Source organism: Roseibium alexandrii DFL-11 (genome assembly GCF_000158095.2).
Taxonomy (GTDB): Bacteria; Pseudomonadota; Alphaproteobacteria; order Rhizobiales; family Stappiaceae; genus Roseibium; species Roseibium alexandrii.
In genome coordinates this window covers 1,562,915-1,583,332 of the sequence record NZ_CM011002.1, presented here as the reverse complement: position 1 = coordinate 1,583,332, position 20,418 = coordinate 1,562,915, and the positions used below count along the sequence as shown (strand labels likewise).

At 55.6% G+C, this 20,418-nt stretch carries 16 protein-coding genes; 7 read left to right on the top strand and 9 right to left on the bottom strand.

All coding sequences use genetic code 11. The features are described 5' to 3' along the window. Nucleotides 1-86 precede the first annotated feature (86 nt). Entirely contained in the window at nt 87-1,526 is a 1,440-nt protein-coding gene (locus SADFL11_RS07345; RefSeq protein WP_134852943.1) for a permease, read from the top strand. A gap of 102 nt (nt 1,527-1,628) precedes the next feature. Here the strand turns inward: SADFL11_RS07345 and SADFL11_RS07340 are convergent, their stop codons facing one another. From SADFL11_RS07340 to SADFL11_RS07315, 6 genes are all read right to left on the bottom strand, one after another. Continuing rightward, complete coding sequence (locus tag SADFL11_RS07340) at nt 1,629-2,063, bottom strand: hypothetical protein (RefSeq protein WP_040451914.1); 435 nt, start codon at nt 2,061-2,063, stop codon at nt 1,629-1,631. Between the two features lie 219 nt (nt 2,064-2,282). Next, nucleotides 2,283-3,107: a phosphodiesterase gene (locus SADFL11_RS07335; RefSeq protein WP_008192025.1), complete on the bottom strand. Its 825-nt coding sequence runs from the start codon at nt 3,105-3,107 to the stop codon at nt 2,283-2,285. Between the two features lie 74 nt (nt 3,108-3,181). Then, nucleotides 3,182-4,441 carry an extracellular solute-binding protein gene (locus tag SADFL11_RS07330; protein WP_008194427.1) on the bottom strand — a complete coding sequence of 420 codons (1,260 nt, stop codon included), beginning with the start codon at nt 4,439-4,441 and terminating at the stop codon, nt 3,182-3,184. Nucleotides 4,442-4,569: 128 nt separating this feature from the next. Further along, nucleotides 4,570-5,505, bottom strand: a complete 936-nt coding sequence (locus SADFL11_RS07325) for a carbohydrate ABC transporter permease (protein ID WP_008193638.1) — start codon at nt 5,503-5,505, stop codon at nt 4,570-4,572. Beyond that, entirely contained in the window at nt 5,502-6,422 is a 921-nt protein-coding gene (locus tag SADFL11_RS07320) for a carbohydrate ABC transporter permease (RefSeq protein WP_008190360.1), read from the bottom strand. The genes SADFL11_RS07325 and SADFL11_RS07320 overlap by 4 nt, the downstream gene beginning before the upstream one ends. Then, complete coding sequence (locus SADFL11_RS07315; protein WP_008196123.1) at nt 6,422-7,576, bottom strand: ABC transporter ATP-binding protein; 1,155 nt, start codon at nt 7,574-7,576, stop codon at nt 6,422-6,424. The genes SADFL11_RS07320 and SADFL11_RS07315 overlap by 1 nt, the downstream gene beginning before the upstream one ends. Before the next feature lie 115 nt (nt 7,577-7,691). On the opposite strand from SADFL11_RS07315, the gene SADFL11_RS07310 reads away from it, so the two are divergent. Further along, entirely contained in the window at nt 7,692-8,597 is a 906-nt protein-coding gene (locus tag SADFL11_RS07310; RefSeq protein WP_050776104.1) for a LysR family transcriptional regulator, read from the top strand. A gap of 160 nt (nt 8,598-8,757) precedes the next feature. On the opposite strand, the gene SADFL11_RS07305 is transcribed toward SADFL11_RS07310, so the two are convergent. The 3 genes from SADFL11_RS07305 to SADFL11_RS07295 all read right to left on the bottom strand — a co-directional run bounded on the left by SADFL11_RS07305 (nt 8,758) and on the right by SADFL11_RS07295 (nt 12,628). Next, nucleotides 8,758-8,955: a hypothetical protein gene (locus SADFL11_RS07305; protein ID WP_134852942.1), complete on the bottom strand. Its 198-nt coding sequence runs from the start codon at nt 8,953-8,955 to the stop codon at nt 8,758-8,760. 189 nt (nt 8,956-9,144) lie between these two features. After that, entirely contained in the window at nt 9,145-9,702 is a 558-nt protein-coding gene (locus tag SADFL11_RS07300) for a hypothetical protein (protein WP_040451919.1), read from the bottom strand. A 496-nt stretch (nt 9,703-10,198) separates the two neighbouring features. Further along, the gene (locus SADFL11_RS07295; protein ID WP_008193159.1) at nt 10,199-12,628 is read right to left on the bottom strand and encodes a putative bifunctional diguanylate cyclase/phosphodiesterase; all 2,430 of its coding nucleotides are present in this window, start codon (nt 12,626-12,628) and stop codon (nt 10,199-10,201) included. Nucleotides 12,629-12,907: 279 nt separating this feature from the next. Between SADFL11_RS07295 and SADFL11_RS07290 the strand changes: the two genes are divergently transcribed. From SADFL11_RS07290 to lon, 5 genes are all read left to right on the top strand, one after another. Next, nucleotides 12,908-13,693, top strand: coding sequence for an alpha/beta hydrolase (locus SADFL11_RS07290; protein WP_008197386.1), 786 nt, complete (start codon nt 12,908-12,910; stop codon nt 13,691-13,693). Between the two features lie 249 nt (nt 13,694-13,942). Further along, a complete protein-coding gene (gene tig / locus SADFL11_RS07285) occupies nt 13,943-15,292 on the top strand; it encodes a trigger factor (RefSeq protein ID WP_040453347.1) in 1,350 nt (449 codons plus the stop codon). Between the two features lie 204 nt (nt 15,293-15,496). Beyond that, the gene (locus SADFL11_RS07280) at nt 15,497-16,138 is read left to right on the top strand and encodes an ATP-dependent Clp protease proteolytic subunit (protein WP_008195788.1); all 642 of its coding nucleotides are present in this window, start codon (nt 15,497-15,499) and stop codon (nt 16,136-16,138) included. Nucleotides 16,139-16,376: 238 nt separating this feature from the next. After that, a complete protein-coding gene (gene clpX, locus SADFL11_RS07275; protein WP_008193658.1) occupies nt 16,377-17,642 on the top strand; it encodes an ATP-dependent Clp protease ATP-binding subunit ClpX in 1,266 nt (421 codons plus the stop codon). 338 nt (nt 17,643-17,980) lie between these two features. After that, nucleotides 17,981-20,410, top strand: a complete 2,430-nt coding sequence (lon, locus tag SADFL11_RS07270; RefSeq protein WP_050776215.1) for an endopeptidase La — start codon at nt 17,981-17,983, stop codon at nt 20,408-20,410. The last annotated feature ends 8 nt before the right edge of the window (nt 20,411-20,418 follow it).

Here is a 20,418-nt window from a genome sequence, read left to right as displayed (position 1 = left end):
CCGCCTTGATGAGGTTTTCGCATCATGAATTAAGGCTGGCTTGGCGTGACTGGTCATGGATGTTTTCTGGAAGGCGCAGCAAAAGCGTGTGGCGCGCCCTAATCGGCATCAGCATTTTTTACGCGGTTATGCATCTGATCGCTTACGCCGTTCTGGCCTCTCATCTGACCGCCATATTTGTGCTCAATCAGACCACGCTTGCGGTGCTTTCGGTCACGGTCCTGCTCAGCTTCACCATGATGCTGTCCCAGGCGATGGAGTCGGTGACAAGGGCGTTTTATGCGCGTGACGATCTCGATTTGATCCTTTCTTCACCCGCGCCCTCCCATGATTTGTTTCTTGTGCGCATCACGATCATGGCTTTGACAAGCTGGGCGATGTCGGCGCTGGTCGTTTCGCCTTTTATCAACGTTGCAACGGCCCTGGATGGGGTTCGCTGGCTTTCTGGATACGTGGTTCTTCTGGCGGTATCTCTAACGGCAACCGGAGGCGGGCTTCTCATCTCGCTTGCACTCTTCCGCACGGTCGGACCGCAGCGCACGCGGCTCTATGCTCAAGTTCTGGCTGCGGTCGTGGGCGCTGCCTTCTTAATTGGAATGCAGGTGGTTGCGATCCTGTCCTTCGGGTCAATGTCCCGGTTCGCGCTATTTGATTCAGAATTTCTCGCACACCATGCGCCAGCCGCGGGGTCCGTGTGGTGGTTTCCTGCCCATGCAGTCGCCGGGCAAGCCAATGCCGTGGTGTTTTTTCTCGTTGCCTCTGTTGTGTTCTTCTCGGCGGCGGCTTTGCTTGGTGCCAGGCAGTTCCGCCGCATTGTCGTGTTGGCACTTGGTGTCACAGAAAAGACCGCGCGTGGCGGCACATCAAACCGGGCTTTTCGCGGCTATTCGCCCCTCGGCGCACTCATACATAAAGAACTAAAGCTTATCGTCCGCGATCCCTGGCTTGTGTCCCAGACGTTGATGCAGGTTCTCTATCTCATTCCGCCTGCCGTGATGCTCTGGGTCAGCTTTGGCCAAGCCGCCGAGGCGTCCGTGATCATCGCCCCTGTTGTCGTCATGGCTGTAGGTCAGCTTGCCGGTGGTCTTGCCTGGCTGACGATCTCCGGTGAGGATGCGCCCGATCTCATTGCAACGGCACCCATTTCAGCATTTACACGGCTTTGGGCGAAAGTTGCGTCCGTTCTCATGCTTGTCACGGCGATAATATTGCCGGTCAGCTTGGCCGTGGCGTTCATATCGCTCTGGGGGGCAGCCGTTACCGCTGCCGGAGCATTTATTGCAGCAGCCAGTGCAATCGTGGTTCAACTTTGGTTTCGTGCCCAAGCCAAACGCACGACCTTCCGGCGCCGGCAGGTTGCCTCAAAAGCTTCAACGTTCGCAGAGGCGGCAGCATCTATTTCCTGCGCCGCCGGCACGGCTCTCATCGCGGCCGGGAGCCCGCTGGCCCTTCTCCCGATTATTCTGCTTGCTAGCGTGCTCGGGATCTCCTGGAGTATCCGTCCAAAACAAATCGCTGAGGTTTAGCGTCCGTGACGCACGGCCTAGCGAAAGCCAACTGAGTACATTGAGAATCTGGCGCCTCTGCGGGACACACAGATAACCTTTTATCTACTCAAAAAGCCGCTGTCAGACGCCCAGGCCCGATGCGCAGGCTCGGAACTCACGGACTTCGGGGGCTGCGCCATCGAGCGGTATCTGGACGGCCTGATCGCCCATCAGGGCCGTGACGGTGATGTTGAATTCCAATCCATCCAACACGTTGCCAAACCCTCGATCGGTGACGGTGAGCGTTCCTCCATCAGGCGTAATGACGTGCCGGTCGGTGGCAATGGTGTTTGATAATGGTCCATCAAAGCGCATGGAAAAGAACGGGCCTGGTGTCCAGGGGCGGTTCGGTGTGATGGCGATGAAGTACTCAGGTACTGCTGGGTCGAAGACTACCCGAACGGACGCAGTCTCATCCTTGTGAAGCAATTCGCAAACACGGCTGGCGCGGAACTCCCAAGCTAATGCCGGGGAGGTGAACAGCACGAGAGGTAGAACAGACAGAGCCCGCAACATTCATTTCCCCTTGATGTTTTAAACAGCTCTGGCTGTCGAAGATCTGAAGGGCATCTTGCTATGGAGACTGCCGGGACCGCAAATGCTTTCCTGCCGCACGTTTTGGGACGTTGGTGACACCACCATTTGCCGGCTGGCAGTCCGGGACCGAAAAACAAGCAGCCGCTTTACTTCAGCAAGACAAACGGCCGCTGTTTCTATTTCTCTTGGTAGGGCGCACTAACGCACCATGGTGAGGCGGTCCCAGTCCGCGTAATCGGGAGACCCTTCACGGCGAACGGTGCCCTCATATCCATATTCAATCATGTGGATCATGGTCGAAGTTTCCTCGGCGAGAACGACCGCATAACTCTCCGGCAGGTCCGATCCAGCGAGATTGCCCTTGTTGGCGAAATCCGGCCATCCCGCATGATTGGTGCCGCGCGGTGCACTAAAGGGAATATCGTGCAGGGAACCAGCCAGAGGCAGATGGCAATGCCCATGGAAGATATGCCGGATCTTGGCTGCATGCCGGGCTACGACTTGGCCAAATCCGTCTGCGTCCTGCAGCATGATCTTGTCCATGGGCGCAATGCCAATTGGCACCGGGTTGTGGTGCATGAACAAAAAAACCGGGGCCGTGGCCTTGGAAAGCTCCCGATCGAGCCAGTCTTGCCGTTTGGAGCAATAAAACCCGGCATGGGTGTCCGGTCCCCAGGTGTCCAACAGAATTGCCGTTCCTTCACTCAATGGAACAATCGCTTGAACAAATCCGTTCTCGTCCGCGCCTTCCGGAAACACAGACAAAAAAACATCCCGCTCGTCGTGATTGCCAATGCATAAATGAATGGGGAGCGGGCATTCGGCGATTTCTGCTTTCAGGCGTAGATAATCGTCCTTGTCGCCCCAATCAGAGAGATCGCCGGTAATAAAAATGGCTTCGGCGTCAGGATGATGGGTAACGGCATGACCAAGGGCTTTTCGGAAATTCTCATTCGGATCCCGTCCGGCAATCGTGTCGCCCGGTTTGGTCAAATGAATGTCCGTCAGTTGGAGAAGTTTCATGTCTTCCTCCTTCGATTATTTTTGTGATGAAAAACGCCGCCCGGTAAACCGGGCGGCGCAGGAAGGAAGGTTGATCAGTTGGACGGCAGAAGATCTGAAACTTCTTCGTCCAGCTGCTCTTGCAGCTCGGCCATGTCGTCGAATTCGCCGGTCACAATGCCTTCGATCCCGTCGTAGATGACTTGAGTGATCGCCAAGCCATTGTCACCCGGGTAAGCCTGCCAGTCGCGCAGCAGTGGCAGCTGGCGGACAGCGGTCTCTTTGTTCGGGTTCTGCTGATAGAAATCCGCCAGGATGACTTCGTTGGCAGCCTTGTTCGGCGGCATGTAGCCTGTGGTCCGGGCAACGTCGGCGGCGCCTTCACCGGAGGTGATGAATTTGAGCCATTCCCAGGCAGCATTCAGGACCTTCGGATCTTCAGAAGAAGACACAAGCATGGCCGCGTTGCCGCCAGCTGGCAGGCCTTTCGGGCCAGATGCCTCGATGCCCGGGTATTCGTTGGTCTTCAGCTCAAAATCGCCTTTGGCACGCTCCACAGCACCGAGCGCAGATGTCGACCAGAACATCATGCCGATTTCGCCGGCAGAAAAGGAGGCAAGGGCTGCTTTCCACTCAATGTTCTGCATGTCGCAGCCGCGGAAGATGCCTTTCATGGTTTCCAGAGACTTCAGACCTTCGTCGGAAGAAACCTGGAACGCATTGCCTTCCATGGTCGCCTTGTCCTGGGACCACATCAGAGCTTGCAGGAACCAGTTCCCGGTGATGTTCCAGCCCCAGAACATCGGGTTTCTAACGCCGGCCTCATGGAGTTTGCCGCAGACTTCAACGACTTCGTCCCAAGACTTCGGCAGGTCGGCAACAGTTGTGATTCCGGCTTTCGCCATCACGTCCATGTTGTAGTAGCCGACTGGCAGGGAGACAGAAAACGGCAGGCCATAGATGTCGTCGTTGAACGAGCCGAGCTTCAGCATGGCATCGTGGTAGCCGTCTTTCTCGAACGTTTCTTCCTTCAGGATGAAAGGCTCGAGCGACTTGGCAATTCCCTTTTCAACCAGGATTGCCTGACGGTTCAGACCCTGCATGGTGACGTCCGGGAGCGTGCCGGCAACAGCTTCACGCAGGATTGTGTTCGTGCCGTCCTCGTAAGATTCGTATGTTGCCCGGATCTTAACTTCGATGTTCGGAAACTGCTCGTTGAATTTCGGCAGGATTTTCTCGTATGTCACATCAAAAAGATGGGAATACGGGTAAGCGAATTCGATCGTTACTTTTTCGTCTGCATGTGCAGCGGGGGCTGCCAGCAGTAGTGCTATTGCGGTGAGGGTCTTTTTCATAGAAATCTCCGTCTGTTGCCGTGGGAGTGGCTGGTCGCCAAACTCGTCCGCTCCCGGTTGATCCCCTCGCGGGATTTCGGTGATGGGGCCGCCCTTGGGTGGCCCCGCATGTTTTTGAGCTCTTTGGTCTATTTCATCCCGCTGAGTGTGATGCCTTCGATGAAACGTCTTTGAGCAATCAAGAAGGCAACGATCAGTGGTGCCACGATGATCGTTGCGGTCGCCATCATCGGGCCGAAATTGTCGCCATCCGCATCGCCCTTGAATTCGCGCAGGCCAAGCGGTGGGGTGAACAGTGATCTGTCGCCGGTGATCACGATCCGCGGCCAGAAATAATCATTCCAATGCGCAACGACCGAGAAGATCGCAAAGGCCAAGAGGGCAGGGATCGCGGTCGGCAACATGACGTTCCAGATGATCGAGAACTCGTTCATGCCGTCCATCCGCGCCGCGTCGATGAGGTCATCGGGGACGGTCATGAAAAACTGGCGCATCAGGAAAATGCCGAATACCGAAATCGTCCAGGGAATGATCAGTGCGGCATAGGTGTTGGTAAGCCCGACCTTGGCCAGCATGATGTAGAGCGGCAACGCGATGGCATGGACTGGGATGAGGAGGCTGAACAGAACCAGTCCGAAGACAGCGTCGCGCCCCCAGAATCGGAGTTTTGCCAGCGCATAGGCGCAGGGCAGTGCGACAAGAACCTGAATAATGAAGATGGACGCCGTTACGATCACGCCGTTGAGGAGGTACCGGATGAGCGGCGCTTTCTCAAAAGCAGTGGTGTAGTTGTAGATGACCGGTGTCACCATGCAGTCGGCCACATCCTTGCCGAGCTTGATGCAATAGTCGTCGCGGAATGCTTCTTGCGCGCCGAAGAACCCACCGATGTTCTGCATGATCTCAGCCGGGCTTTTGAAGCTGTAACTGACCATCACGTAGAACGGCAGCAGCACGATCAGGCTGCCGAAGATCAAGACCACATGTTTCAAGGTTTCAGCCGCTGAAAACCGGAAGGCTGGCAGTCCAACCGCGGTGGAAGAGGAAAGAGTTGTGTCGCTCATGTGTAGTGAACCCTTCTTTCCACCAGCCAGCGCTGGACGAGCGTGAGAAACATTACGAAAGCCAGGAAGACGACGGTAATGGCCGCGCCAATTCCCATGAGATTTTGCTGGATCGCTTTTTCGTAGATGGCAAACATCATGACGTAGACCGATTTTGACGGTCCGCCGCCTTGCGGATAAAACGCCTCGACCGTGTCGAAGACCTGGAACGAGCGGATAAACGAAATGGTGACGACAAAGACCGTGGTCGGGCCGAGCATCGGCCATGTGACAAGCCGGAACCGGTCCCAGGCCGACTTTGCGCCATCCATTTCGGCCGCTTGGTAAAGCTCACGCGGCACAGATGTCAGACCCGCGAGGTAGAGCACCATGTTGAAGCCGAAGCCCTGCCAGACCCCGATGAAGGCGACTGTCCAGATGGCATAGTCGCGGTCTGTCAGCCAGAGCGGGAAGCCCCGCTCACACCCGTGCGCGTACCAGCCCCAGACCTCCAGAACAGTGCCGCAACCGCGCTCCAGCGTGGAATTGACGATTCCGATGGTCGGGTGAAAGGCGAACTCCCAAACGATGGCCATTGCAATCAACGCAGCCATCACGGGCAAGAAGTAGATTGTCTTGTAAAGGTCACCGAAGCGCTTGGTCGAATTGATAAGCAGCGCAGCGCCGAGGCCCAGTCCAACGGAGAGTGGGACAACCACAAAGACATAGCGGAAAGTCGCGCCAAACATCTTTTCATAGGTGGAACGGGTGAAGATCTTCTCGTAATTCTCGAGGCCAACGAATTCAGCGCCGGAATTGCCCAGGCTGTAATTCGTGAAGCTCATGATGGATGCGATGCCAATCGGCAGCAGCAAAATGACAAACATCAGGAACAGGGCAGGCCCGACGAACCAATAATGCGCATTGGAGCGGGGCATCACGCCACCTCCGCAACGGCGGTGCCGGCGTTGTTATCAAGGCCGATCCGTTTACCGCCCGCTTCAAAAATCATGGCGGCACCGTGATGCCGTTTGAAGGCAACGTCCTGGCCAATAGACACGGCAACGCCATCTATGGGCGCCGCGCGGATGACGAGTCGATGCGCACCGTCTTTCATGCTTATGTGCAGGTAGATATCAGCGCCGAGGTTTTCCTTGTGAACCACCCGGCCTTTCAAAGCCTCCGGATCCGTGTCGTTACACAGTGTCAAATGTTCCGGGCGCAGTCCGATTGTAATTGTGTCTGAAGAGGTGGCTGCGACCCGCGTCAAGACAACGTCGCCGCAGCGGGCATGGCCATTGCTGTCCAGATGTCCAGGCAAGAGGTTGATCTTCGGCGCTCCAACAAACTCAGCAACCCGGATGTCCTGCGGATTGTTGTAAATCTCGTCCGGCGTGCCGAGCTGAAGGATGTTGCCGTCCATCATCACAGCCATCCGGTCAGACATCGTCAATGCTTCGGCCTGGTCGTGCGTGACGTAAACGAAGGTCGTTGCAAGGGATCGATGAAGTTCGGCGAGTTCTGAGCGCATGTGAATGCGCAGCGCCGCGTCCAGATTGGACAGAGGTTCGTCCATTAGGAAGCCGGCCGGTTTGCGAACCATCGCCCGGCCCAGGGCGGCACGTTGTCTTTGACCGCCTGAGAGTTGGCCGGGTTTGCGATCGAGAAGATGATCGATCTGCAAGATTTTCGCCGTCTCGGCCACCTGCGCCCAAAGAGCCTTGTACTTGGACTTTGCGAGCAGCGGGCCGGCGAAAGGAAGCCGTTCGGCAAACGACAAGTCCCGGAGCCGCAACGGCGTCATCATGTTCTGGCCGACAGTCAAATGCGGATAGAGCGCATAGGACTGAAAGACCATCGCGAGGTTCCTGTCAGCGGGGCGCACCTGATTGACTTTCCGGCCGTCGATCAAAACGTCACCAGAACCTGGCGCCTCCAGTCCGGCCAAAATCCGGAGCAAGGTCGACTTCCCGCATCCAGATGGCCCGACAAGCGTCAGGAACTCTCCCGGCGCGATGTCGAGATTGATCCCTTCAAGAACTGGCGTTTCGCCGAAACTTTTTTCGATCGCCTTGATGGAAATGGCCGCCATATGATCGCCCCTCTTGTTGCGATCACCGTAGCGAGCGTGATTGAACCATCTGTGACGTAATATTAGCGTCGCTAATGGCCGCTAGTGTTTTTCATGCAGACAACATGGAACTGTCATGAACGCTTCGCCCAGTCCCTACCAAATCAAGGCTTTTACCTATGTGGCGCGGGAGCGCAGTTTCTCCCGCGCTGCGCAGACACTGAATGTGACGCAGTCGTCTGTAACCCAGCATGTGGCCAAACTGGAAAACCTGATGGGGACCCAGCTCTTCATTCGCCGGCGGGAAGGATTGGAGCTGACGCGAGCAGGCATAGAGCTGTTTTCAATTACTGACCGATTGGCGACGCTGGACCAGTTGGTCACGGAAAAAGTGAACGACTACAACGCTCTAACGGACGGCAGTATTCGACTGATTGCCAACGCACCCCGGCCTGCGATGCCCATCATTGCGCGGTATGGAGAGCTCTATCCCAAGGTTCAGATCGATTTCACGCTCTATGACTGGACCACGGCCATGACGCTCTTGAACGAACGTCAGGTGGATATGGCGATTGTCACCGAACCTCAGGAAAATCCGGCGCTCGTGACACATGAGCTCCGGCGATCCAAATACATGGTACATATGCGGGCTGACCACCGGCTGGCGAAAGAGCCAGTCCTTTCGCTTGTCGACCTTCAAACGGAAACACTTGTCTTGCCCGAGGACGGGTCTCTGACCCAGCGGGTTGTAAATCGAAAGATCAAGAAACACGATCTCACCTTCCAGCGCATTCTAAAAACCACGACTTTTCCCATGGTCAAGGAAGCTTTGTTGCATGGTCTTGGTGTCGGATTACTTCTGGAAAACAGCCTCTATCCATCAGACAATTTGGTAGCCATTCCGGTGCATGAAATGCCGGAAGAGTACCGGGACTGTGTCGTTATTCCACGGGACAAAAAAGACCTGCGGCTCATCCAAAGCTTTTTGGGTGTCTGTATAGACGGATCGGTCTCCGCGCCTCAGACATCAGCCCGAAATTAAACAGAGTGAACCGTGGACACACTTACGCTTATATAGAGTTCAAAGCGAGAATTGACGACCGCCTGACACCTTTTTAAGGCGAACGCTGTATGGCTGCCGCTAATTCGCGAAAACCATCTATTTGTGGTTACGCTGCTGAACTACCCGTTGCATGGGCTGTTTAGCGTCCAGCACGCTCGCCGGATGCGTCCGCTTCGTTATAAAGGCTCGCATAGATCGCAAGTGCCATTGTGGGATTGCAGACGGTTTTCGGAAGTTGACGTGGCGACGGCTTTTGCTCCGTTTCCAGTTCATTCGCAGTCATTGCCAAGCAAAGCGTTGGGTTTAATGCTTCACCTGTGCTGTCTTCTACGGCCATGAGATCATCTCCAGTGTTCATAGGATTGCATGATTGATGGTTACGCAAGAACAATGCCAGAATTACAGACGGCTCAGGTGTGTATACGAGGCTCGGCAAGGTCAATCTGACTATGAATTGTGCAGTGTGGCGCATTCCTGGGCGGGGTCGGGCTGGAAACGACCGGCAGGCCTGACTGTCGACCGGCGCCTATGGCAATTCAAACCGGGGATCATCCCTTGGCAGGGTTGGCGGTCTGCGGAGGCCTGTCTTGCGAAAAGTTTCAAGGCAAATGAGTGTCGAAGTCCTATCGGGTTTTGGAACCTGTGGTGACCGGTCCGCACCAGACCAGGCCTTTAGAGCCGACTTTTGGGCGGAGGCAAGCATTATAGTTTGTTTTTGCCGGAACTGATCGTACATCCACGCGTCAAGTACGATATGCGGCCGTCCAGTCTGATCAATGATCGAGCCGCACCAATGGCTGATGAGGTTTTCAAGATCTTCGATCGATGTGCCAAATCGCGTCGAGTGGGTCGGGTAGCTGCTGATATCGATGAGCCAGGCAAGCGGATGCTGCCCATAAACGATCAAGTCCTCAAACCGGCTTTCAGACAGAATAAACAGGCGGCCGTCGGCCAAATCGACAGCGACGTCCCGGAACTGGGCCATGTCCAGATATCGCTGAACGCGGCCTAAAAAACTGGCTGCTTCCACGACTGGTCCGTCGAACGCTTGGGGTTGATCTATGAAAACGTCACGTGACACCATTCGTCTCCTTGGTATACGCGACAAGTCTACTCAGAAAAGTGCCAAGAAAGACGAACAGTTAGGGTGGAAAATTCAACAATTGCAGTAAGAGATTGTTCAGAGAGATTTCTAGTTGGTAAGCGTTCGGACGGACGAACCTCCGGCAATTGAAACGGATCTAAATGAAGCGCACCAAGATCCGAAACCGTGTTTTCGGTTGACCGTTTTTGTGACCGCATATGTGCGAAAGTCGAATGGTTCCAGCAAGCCTGATCCAAGAATATGCCGTTACGTGAAGCGGGGGAGCATCGGCTGCTCCAAAGGAACTTTATGCAGAAATCAGAGCGCGTTAGGCAGGCTGTTATATTGTTTGTGATTGGTCTTGCATGCGTGAGCGCGGTCTTGGTGCTCAGCGCTAGATATGTCTTTGCTTCTTAGACAGATTTCCAGTCGCTGACCCACACCTCAAAAGCATAGCTATCATGTTTCGCCTGTAGGTTCGGCAGTCGGGCTGGGCTTAAGATGCGGCGGCTGATCTGTTTCCGGGGTTGATCTCATCGCCATCCAAATATGTTTTCAGGTCCTTCAAGGGCATCGGTTTCGAAAAATGATAGCCCTGAACCGTGTCGCAGCCGAGAGCCGCAAGGCGGTGAGCGTGCTGCGCCGTTTCCACGCCTTCAGCAATCACTTGCAAACCGAGGCTTTGGCCCATTGTGATCGTTGCCGCGACAAGGCCTTCGGCAGCCGGGTCCTCGCCGAGCGGGAGAATGATGCTCCGGTCGATTTTCAGTGCGTGCGGGCGAACCTGCATGACGCTCTTGATGGATGCATGCCCGGACCCGAAGTCATCAATGTCCAGCTCGAACCCAAGTTCACGCAGCGTGTCCAGGGCAAAGGGAATGGTGTCGTCACCATCTTCCAGGGAGACCGACTCAAGGATTTCGAAGGCTACCGGTGCTTGCCATCGCTTGAAAAGATGTTGTGCAAATTCCGGAAAATCCGGATCGATCAGGGTCGATGATGTCACGTTGAAGGCAAGACGGGGCAGCGTGCCTGTCTTGGCGAATACGGGGGCGAGGTCTTCGGCCGCGCGTGTCATGATTGCAAGATCAAGGTCCCCGTCGAGGCCCAGTTGATGGGCAATGGGGAAGAACAAGGCCGGTGGGAGCAGGCCAAACTCTGGGTGCTGCCAACGGGCCAGCACCTCAATTCCGGTGACTGCGTGGGTGTGGGCATCATGCTGAGTTTGATAAAACGGCACGAGTTCCCGGCCTGCAAAGGCTTCCACCAAATCATCTGCCAGCCGCCGGTCGCGTGAAATGCGTTGTTCAAGTGGTCCGGTGAATACCCGCAAGCTTGCGCGGCCGGCAGCCTTGGCTTCGTAGAGAGCGGCATCTGCATTCCGCAGGATCTCGGACGGGTCATCACGCGATATTTCCGCAACGGCGAGCCCAAGGCTTGCGCTGAATACGCATTGTTTGTTGCGATAGAGAATGGGCTCCAGGGTGCGTTCCAATAGACGCTGGCCAATGTCTTCGGCGCGTTCCAGTTCGGTGCCTGGAGCACACAGGACAACAAATTCGTCGCCGCCGACCCGGGCCACCAGATCGTCTTCCCGTGTTGCCGTCAGGAGCTTGCGGGCGACGGTCTTGAGGACGTGGTCGCCGGCATCATGTCCCAAGACATCGTTCACCTGTTTAAACCGGTCGAGGTCGATCCTGATCACGGCCCGTTCACCGCGCCCACCCGCTGCTTTCAGTGCCTGGTCGAGCTTGCGCCGGTTGGAAAGACCCGTCAGCGCGTCCTCCAGGGAGCGGCGCCGGTAGTGTGCCTTCGCAGTTTCCAGGTTTTCGGTCAGGTTTTGCAGTTTACGGTTAGACTGCACGAAGTCACTGACATCCGACCGGATGACGACCTTGTCCCCATGCGCGCTCTCCGTCAGTTTGACTTGGATGTACCGCTCGCCTTGAACGACAAGGCTGACCTGTGAACCGTCTTGTTCCAGCTTGTTGCGGAAATCGAGAATGAATTTGTTACGGTCTTCTTCTGAGATGTCGGGATAGTGTCCGTGTTCCATCGCATCCTGCAGGATTTCCGCGCCAGTCATCCCGAGTTTGACCCGCTCAGGGACTGGGTGAGCGAGCTGGCGATACATTTCGTTGCAGGTGACAAGCCGCCGTTTTGAGTCAAAAACCGCGAACCCATCAGGGATTGCTTCGACGGCCGTGGCAAAGCGCTCGTTAACTTCATTGACGTGCTTTGCAGATGCCGTGAGTGTGGACCAGACCTCGCGCATTGTCCGTGTCAGGAACATCATGATCATGAGCAGCGCAAAGCTTACGATCAGCGTGCCCCCGATAACCAGATTGACGATCCGGTCCTCAATCGTCTGAACCTGGGCATGAAAACTGGCGCTGTCGGCCATCATTTTTTCAAGCGTTGCCTTTATCTCCAAGCCTTGGGCAAAGCGGCTGTTTTGCCCGGTTTGGCGCGCGAGCGGAGCGGCACTCAGGAGTTCCAGCTGTGAGATCAGATCGTCTGTTCTGGCAACTTCGGCTCGGCACATCGCAAAGGCTGGTCCTGCACCAAGACGCTTGACCACCTCGTACTCCGGAGAGGTCAGATTCTCCGTACACCAAAGCGCTTCCAAACGCGCTTTCGAGAGCAAATCAACCAGTTGGCCGATATTAGAATCTCTCAGGATTGGCGATTGAACCACCAGGTCATGTGCTTGTTTGATTTGCAGGAAATGCTGGAAGTTGCGGGCACGATATTCGCCAGCCAGATAGAGGTAGTTATATCCCAGAAAGGAGACTGCCATGGACATCATGAGCAGTCCGATTGCAATTGCGGGCGCGGCCCGTTTGGTCTCACTCGGAGGGCCTGAAAAGGCCGGGCCTTTCAGAATATCTCCGGTCGGATCGTCGGTATTAAAACTATCCCGCATTCGTAGTCTGGCACGCCCCCGCTTGAGATGGTGGACGTTTACTCGCCCTTCCGCAAAGTCAGAGATATCGCGTAAGATATAAAAAAGCGTTTCCGTCCAGTGATGTGCGGGAGAATGTCAAAATACACGGTGCCGAAACCGCAAGTATTTTTGGACAAAATCACTGACGACTGATGCAGCACTGGGTATGATCTGTTTCAGACCGTTCGGTTGCACGAACAAAGCCCTGGGCAAGCAATGCAATCACCGGTAGTTAACAAGAATTCTTAGTGGGGCACCATGTATGACATCCCTGTGGTACTTTTGCATGGCACGAACGCCGGGCCCTGGACCATGGAGCTCTTCAAAAAGTTCTTTGAACAGGCGGGCTTTGCATGTCATGCGCCGACATATCGGTTCCATGAACTTGCGGACGGCGAGGAACGCCGGAAAGCACTGATTGGAATCAGTATACAAGACTACGTCTCGGATACTGTTGAATTCATCCGAACTCTCGACAAGCCGCCCATCGTCATCGGACACTCCCTTGGCGGACTGATAGCGCAAATCCTGTCCGGGCGCGGTCTGATCGAGGCAGGCGTGCTGATCAACAGCAGCATCATGGCAGGCGCAACGCCGACCACGGACATGGAACGTGCCCTCGGCAAGATGTTCATGTCGGCAGGTGCATTTTGGCAGGAGGCGCCCGGTCAGGGGTTTGAATTGCTTGCGGCCTATGGGCTGAACACCATGCCGGAAATTCAGCAGCACGAAATCTGTGACCGTTTGAGCACTGAATCTGGAGAGGTTTTGTTTGAGCTGTTTTTCTGGATGTATGACCAGAAACAGGCAACGCAGGTGGCGTTTGATGGGCGAAATGCGCCAATGCTCTTCCTGACAGGGGGAGAAGACAAGGTCGTCCCGCCATCAACGGCCCGTCAGATGGCTGCGCGGTATGGCGATTTGGCCGCTGTTCAAGAGTATCCTGGCAAATGCCACTACATGCAGCTCGAAGACGGATGGCAGGAGCTCGCTTCAAACAGTCTGGAGTGGATCCGGGAAACAGTTATCCGCAAGAATATCTAAATCCGGACCCGGTTCGATTTTTGGAGCGAACCTTGCGCTTTAGACCCAATTTCCCGGCTCCACCCTTGACACTTTCACCCCCAACCTTTATCGCGCTCCCATCGTGCGTCTTGGGTTTCGCCCAAGGCGAGCGCTGCTATTTGCAATGCTCCTGCAAAAAGGGGAGTGGGCGGCGCGGCACACGGAAATTTTGAAAATCAACACCTCCGGGGCGGATTGCCGCTCAGGACCGAGGACGAAGCAAAACCCATGCAGGTAACCGAAACCCTCGCTGAGGGCCTCAAGCGCGAGCTGAAGATTGACATTCCGGCCGGCGATTTGGCTGTGAAGCTCGATGACTATCTGAACGACATGAAGTCCAAGGCCAACATCAAGGGCTTCCGTCCGGGCAAGGTTCCGGTCGCGCACCTGAAGAAGATGTATGGCCGTCAAGCCATGGCCGAGATCCTGTCGAACACCATCCAGGAAACCACGCAAAAAGCTGTTGAAGAGCGTTCCGAGCGCCCGGCGCTGACACCGGAAATCGATCTTCCGGAAGAAGACGCGGAAAAGATCTTGGCTGGCGACGCCGATCTGTCCTTCAAGATGACCTATGATGTGCTGCCGAATTTTGAAATTGTCGATTTCGGCGGTTTCGAGATCGAACGTCCGGTTGTCGAAATCGCGGAAGAAGAAGTCGACACTCAGGTCTCTGACATTGCCAAGAACAACACCCCGTTCGAAGCCAAGGATGGCGCTGCTGAAGACGGCGACCGCGTGACCATGTCCTACCTCGGCAAGATCGACGGCGAGCCGTTTGAAGGCGGTGCGGACGAGAACGGCCAGCTGGTTCTGGGTTCCGGTCAGTTCATCCCCGGCTTTGAAGAGCAGCTGATCGGCACGAAAGCCGGCGACGAAAAGGTTGTCGAGGTTACCTTCCCGGAAGAGTACCCGGCAGCACACCTGGCCGGTAAAGCTGCGACGTTTGATGTCGTTGTCAAAGAGATTGGCGCACCGGGTGAAGCTGCGATCGATGATGAGTTCGCAAAAGGCCTTGGTCTTGAGTCGCTCGACAAGCTGAAAGAAATCGTCCGGGGCCAGATCGAAGGCCAGTTCGGTCAGATGACCCGTCAGCGCGTCAAGCGTCAGCTTCTCGACAAGCTGGACGAGCATTATTCCTTCGAGTTGCCTGAAAAACTGCTGGAATCTGAATTCCAGATCGTTTGGCAGCAGGTAGAAGAAGACATGAAGCGCAACGAAAAGACCTTCGAAGACGAAGAGACCACGGAAGAAGAGGCAAAGGCGGAATACCGCAAGATCGCCGAACGCCGTGTTCGTTTGGGTCTCGTGCTGTCCGAAATTGGTGAAAAGAACAACATTCAGGTCACCGACGAGGAAATGCAGCGTGCGCTTTACGACCGGGTTCGCCAGTTCCCGGGCCAAGAGCAGCAGGTGTTTGAGTTCTACAAGAACAACCAGCAGGCCCTGGCGTCTCTGCGCGCTCCGATCTACGAGGAAAAAGTCGTCGACTTCATGCTCGAGCTTGCCAAAGTGACCGACAAGACGGTGACCAAGGAAGAGCTGGAGAATCTTGTCGCCGAGGACGAAGACGCCGCTTGACGGCGGGTTTTTCCCGTATAATCAACAGATGTGGCGGCAACTTTAACTTTGCTTTCATGCCGCATCTGCGATGACTTTGCGTTGAGGGCGGCATCCCTATATATGGGGGTGTCGCTTTTTTCGAGTCAGGCCTCGGGACGATGCGCTTGCAAGGCCTGTTTCTAGCCCAAATCCTGGGTAACATCTCAAGCATATGGATGAGGTATGAAGGATCCTGTCGATATCTACATGAACACTCTCGTGCCGATGGTTGTCGAGCAGACAAACCGGGGCGAGCGGGCCTTCGATATCTACTCGCGCTTGCTGAAGGAGCGCATCATCTTCCTGACCGGTCCGGTCGAGGATCACATGGCAACCTTGGTCAGTGCTCAGCTGCTCTATCTTGAAGCTGACAATCCGTCCAAGGAAATCGCGATCTACATCAACTCGCCTGGTGGTCTCGTAACCTCGGGCTTGGCGATTTATGACACCATGCAGTTCATTCGCCCGTCTGTGTCGACGCTCTGCATTGGTCAGGCGGCCTCCATGGGGTCTCTGCTTCTGGCAGCAGGCGAGAAAGACATGCGTTTCATTCTGCCGAATGCGCGGGTGATGGTTCACCAGCCGTCCGGTGGTTTCCGTGGTCAGGCAGCCGATATCATGCTGCATGCCCAGGAAATACTGGCAATGAAGCGCCGGCTCAATGAAATTTATGTCAAGCACACTGGTCGCAGCCTCGATCAAGTCGAAGAAGCGCTGGAGCGGGACAACTTCATGACCGCTGAAAAGGCGAAGGAATTCGGCATCGTCGACAGTGTCATCACCGACCGGACCAGCCTCGGTGGTGAAAACGAGTCGAAAGGCTAAGGATTTCTGCGGAAAGTCACGGGTTGAATATCCGTGGCTTTACCGGGAAAATACCAGGGTATTCCAAGGTTTCCACCTTCGCCTTAAACCTATATTGATTTTTACCGGCGAAGCATGGTGACATCCTGTAGGAAAGTGCGGCACCTTAGGCGCCTGAAACTTTCAACCCGGGAGCCTCAATTTGGCCTCACCCGGAGAGATAAGGGGTTAAGCACCCCAAAAACGCGAGGTTGACTACATGACCAAGGCCAGCGGCAGCGATTCAAAGAATACGCTCTACTGCTCCTTCTGCGGCAAAAGCCAGCACGAAGTCCGCAAGCTGATCGCCGGCCCGACTGTTTTCATTTGCGATGAATGTGTCGAGCTGTGCATGGATATCATCCGCGAGGAAAACAAATCCTCGCTGGTTAAGTCCCGGGACGGGATCCCGACTCCTCAGGAAATTCGTGATGTTCTCGATGATTATGTCATCGGGCAGGGCAGTGCGAAAAAAGTCCTGTCGGTCGCCGTTCACAACCACTACAAGCGTCTGAACCACGCCTCCAAGAACAACGATGTTGAGCTTGCAAAGTCCAACATCCTTCTGGTCGGACCGACCGGTTGTGGCAAGACACTGCTCGCGCAGACGCTTGCCCGAATCCTGGATGTGCCGTTTACAATGGCGGACGCAACGACCCTGACCGAAGCCGGTTACGTCGGTGAAGACGTCGAGAACATCATCCTCAAGCTGTTGCAGTCCGCGGACTACAACGTGGAACGCGCACAGCGCGGCATCGTCTATATCGATGAGATCGACAAGATCAGCCGGAAGGCCGACAACCCGTCGATTACCCGCGATGTATCGGGTGAGGGCGTGCAGCAGGCCCTTTTGAAGATCATGGAAGGCACCGTGGCTTCCGTTCCGCCGCAGGGCGGACGCAAGCATCCACAGCAGGAATTCCTGCAGGTGGACACGACCAACATGCTGTTCATCTGTGGTGGTGCATTTGCCGGTTTGGACAAGATCATCTCAGATCGTGGCACCCAGACATCCATCGGTTTCCAGGCGCAGGTTCATGCTCCGGAAGACCGCCGGATCGGGGAGCTGTTCTCCGAGCTTGAGCCGGAAGATCTGTTGAAATTCGGCCTCATTCCGGAATTCGTTGGCCGTCTTCCGGTTATCGCCACTTTGGAAGATCTCGACGAAGATGCCTTGATTACCATCCTGACCGAGCCGAAAAACGCGCTCGTCAAGCAGTATCAGCGTCTGTTCGAGATGGAGCAGGTTGAACTGTCGTTCCATGAAGAGGCATTGCGCGCGATTGCCAACAGGGCGATTGAGCGGAAAACCGGTGCGCGTGGCCTTCGGTCCATTTTGGAATCCATCCTGCTTGACACGATGTACGAACTGCCGGGCCTTAAAGGCGTCAAGGAAGTCGTCATCTCTCCGGAAGTGGTCAAGGGCGAAGCGCGTCCCCTCTACATCTACGAGGACCGCGAAGAGACGTCAGCGACAAGTGCGTAAGCTAGCGGCAAACGCATAAAGTTATCGTCAGACAAATGCCGCTCTGTAACGAGCGGCATTTTGCTTTTTGCACACCTGTTTTTGTTCATGGTGCGTTATCCACCGCGCTGGTGAGTCGTCAACAGACAAGTCCCTTTGTTAATGTTTGATCGCCTTGACACCAGCCGGGCAGGTAGCCACCTAATAGGACGTAAGGACGGCTTGTGCGGATCGTCAACGCGCCCATCCGGGGTGTTGTGATCCGGCCCTCGGCAGACAACCGCCGAAAGCCGTTTTCCAGTGTCTCTGGCTGCCTTTATTTGTGAGTGGGGCCGGAACACGCCGAGAAAGGAAAAAGAATGAGCGACGCAGAAATCCGCGCCACTGATCCGGACAGCACGTCTGTGTATCCTGTATTGCCCCTGCGCGATATTGTCGTCTTCCCGCACATGATTGTTCCGCTGTTTGTGGGTCGTGAAAAGTCGATCAAGGCGCTTGAAGAGGTGATGACCACCGATAAGCACATTCTTCTCGCGACCCAGATGAATGCCGCCGACGACGATCCGAACCCGGACCAGATCTACAACGTTGGTACGCTGGCAACCGTATTGCAGCTGCTGAAACTGCCGGACAACACTGTGAAGGTGCTAGTCGAGGGCGGTGCACGCGCGCAAATCGGCGACTATTCCGACCGGACCGACTATTTTGAAGCAACCGCGACCGTTCTGCCTGAAAAAGACGGTGAGAACATCGAGGTCGAGGCTCTGGCCCGCTCCGTGGTTGCCGAGTTTGAAAACTATGTGAAGCTGAACAAGAAAGTGTCGCCGGAAGTGCTCGGTGCGGTCAATCAGATCGACGATTATTCCAAACTAGCCGACACAATTGCTTCTCACCTGGCGATCAAAATCCCGGAAAAGCAGGAAATCCTTGGCGTTGTCTCCATCGCTGAGCGCCTTGAGCGTGTTCTCGGCATGATGGAAAGCGAGATTTCCGTTCTGCAGGTGGAAAAACGCATCCGCTCCCGCGTCAAGCGCCAGATGGAGAAGACCCAGCGCGAGTACTATCTGAATGAGCAAATGAAGGCCATTCAGAAGGAGCTCGGCGACAGCGAGGACGGCAAGGACGAAGTTGCCGAACTCGAAGAGAAAATCAAAAAGACCAAGCTGACCAAGGAAGCGCGCGAACGCGCTGCTGCCGAGATCAAGAAGCTGAAACAGATGAGCCCGATGTCCGCGGAAGCGACCGTTGTGCGCAATTATCTGGACTGGCTGATCGGCATTCCGTGGTCGAAAAAGTCCAAGGTCAAGCACGATCTGAGCTTTGCTGAGAAAGTTCTCGATACCGATCACTATGGCCTTGAAAAGGTCAAGGAGCGGATCGTGGAGTATCTTGCCGTCCAGAGCCGGGCGAACAAGCTGCGTGGCCCGATCCTTTGCCTTGTCGGCCCTCCAGGCGTTGGTAAAACCTCGCTCGGTAAGTCGATCGCCAAGGCGACCGGCCGTGAATTCGTCCGCATGTCGCTCGGCGGTGTGCGCGATGAAGCGGAAATCCGCGGCCACCGGCGGACCTATATCGGTTCCATGCCGGGCAAGGTCATTCAGTCGATGAAGAAGGCTAAGAAATCCAATCCGCTCTTCCTGCTCGACGAGATCGACAAGATGGGCATGGATTTCCGTGGTGACCCGTCATCTGCGCTGCTTGAGGTGCTGGATCCGGAACAGAACTCGTCCTTCATGGACCACTATCTGGAGGTTGAATACGACCTGTCAGACGTGATGTTCGTGACCACGGCGAACACCTTGAACATTCCGGGCCCGTTGATGGACCGTATGGAGATCATTCGGATCGCTGGCTACACGGAAGAGGAGAAGGTGGAAATCTGCCGTCGTCACCTCATTCTGAAAGCCGAGAAGGATCACGGTCTGAAAGACGGTGAGTTCTCCATCGAAGATGATGCATTGCAGTTTGTGGTGCGCCGCTACACCCGTGAAGCCGGTGTGCGGAACCTTGAACGCGAAATGGCGACCCTGGCCCGGAAGGCGGTCAAGGACATCCTGATGAGCGACAAGGAAAGCATCACGGTGACCGAGGAGATTGTCGAGGAGTATCTCGGTGTTCCGCGGTACCGCTATGGGGAAGCTGAGCTGGAAGACCAGGTCGGTGTGGTCACCGGTCTTGCCTGGACGGAAGTCGGCGGCGAGCTCCTGACCATTGAAGGTCTCATGATGCCTGGTAAGGGCAAAATGACCGTCACCGGCAACCTGAAAGACGTAATGAAGGAGTCCATCTCGGCTGCGGCATCTTATGTCCGTTCCCGCTCGATCGACTTCGGCATCGAACCGCCGCTCTTTGAGAAGAAGGACATTCACGTCCACGTTCCCGAAGGCGCAACCCCCAAGGACGGTCCATCTGCCGGCATCGCCATGGCAACGGCCGTGATCTCCACCATGACCGGTATTCCGGTGCGCCGGGATGTCGCCATGACGGGTGAAATCACCCTGCGTGGCCGCGTCTTGCCAATTGGTGGCTTGAAGGAAAAACTCCTTGCGGCCCTGCGCGGCGGCATCAAGCTCGTGATGATCCCGGAAGACAATGCCAAGGATCTGGCGGACATTCCGGACAGCGTGAAAAACTCGCTCGAGATCATTCCGGTTTCCGGCATGGACGAAGTGCTCAAGCATGCTCTGACACGACAGCCGGAGGCTATCGAGTGGGACGAAAGCGCCGCGGAAAATGCAACCAAGGCGAGCACTTCTGACGATGATGCAACAGGCGTCGTCGCCCACTAATCCGCCCT

What these genes read in the sequence shown, in the direction of transcription:
- SADFL11_RS07340 (WP_040451914.1), bottom strand. Translation starts at nt 2,063, where the DNA reads ATGTTGCGGGCTCTGTCTGTTCTACCTCTCGTGCTGTTCACCTCCCCG.
- SADFL11_RS07335 (WP_008192025.1), bottom strand. Translation starts at nt 3,107, where the DNA reads ATGAAACTTCTCCAACTGACGGACATTCATTTGACCAAACCGGGCGAC.
- SADFL11_RS07330 (WP_008194427.1), bottom strand. Translation starts at nt 4,441, where the DNA reads ATGAAAAAGACCCTCACCGCAATAGCACTACTGCTGGCAGCCCCCGCT.
- SADFL11_RS07325 (WP_008193638.1), bottom strand. Translation starts at nt 5,505, where the DNA reads ATGAGCGACACAACTCTTTCCTCTTCCACCGCGGTTGGACTGCCAGCC.
- SADFL11_RS07320 (WP_008190360.1), bottom strand. Translation starts at nt 6,422, where the DNA reads ATGCCCCGCTCCAATGCGCATTATTGGTTCGTCGGGCCTGCCCTGTTC.
- SADFL11_RS07315 (WP_008196123.1), bottom strand. Translation starts at nt 7,576, where the DNA reads ATGGCGGCCATTTCCATCAAGGCGATCGAAAAAAGTTTCGGCGAAACG.
- SADFL11_RS07310 (WP_050776104.1), top strand. Translation starts at nt 7,692, where the DNA reads ATGAACGCTTCGCCCAGTCCCTACCAAATCAAGGCTTTTACCTATGTG.
- SADFL11_RS07305 (WP_134852942.1), bottom strand. Translation starts at nt 8,955, where the DNA reads ATGGCCGTAGAAGACAGCACAGGTGAAGCATTAAACCCAACGCTTTGC.
- SADFL11_RS07300 (WP_040451919.1), bottom strand. Translation starts at nt 9,702, where the DNA reads ATGGTGTCACGTGACGTTTTCATAGATCAACCCCAAGCGTTCGACGGA.
- SADFL11_RS07295 (WP_008193159.1), bottom strand. Translation starts at nt 12,628, where the DNA reads ATGCGGGATAGTTTTAATACCGACGATCCGACCGGAGATATTCTGAAA.
- SADFL11_RS07290 (WP_008197386.1), top strand. Translation starts at nt 12,908, where the DNA reads ATGTATGACATCCCTGTGGTACTTTTGCATGGCACGAACGCCGGGCCC.
- tig (WP_040453347.1), top strand. Translation starts at nt 13,943, where the DNA reads ATGCAGGTAACCGAAACCCTCGCTGAGGGCCTCAAGCGCGAGCTGAAG.
- SADFL11_RS07280 (WP_008195788.1), top strand. Translation starts at nt 15,497, where the DNA reads ATGAAGGATCCTGTCGATATCTACATGAACACTCTCGTGCCGATGGTT.
- clpX (WP_008193658.1), top strand. Translation starts at nt 16,377, where the DNA reads ATGACCAAGGCCAGCGGCAGCGATTCAAAGAATACGCTCTACTGCTCC.
- lon (WP_050776215.1), top strand. Translation starts at nt 17,981, where the DNA reads ATGAGCGACGCAGAAATCCGCGCCACTGATCCGGACAGCACGTCTGTG.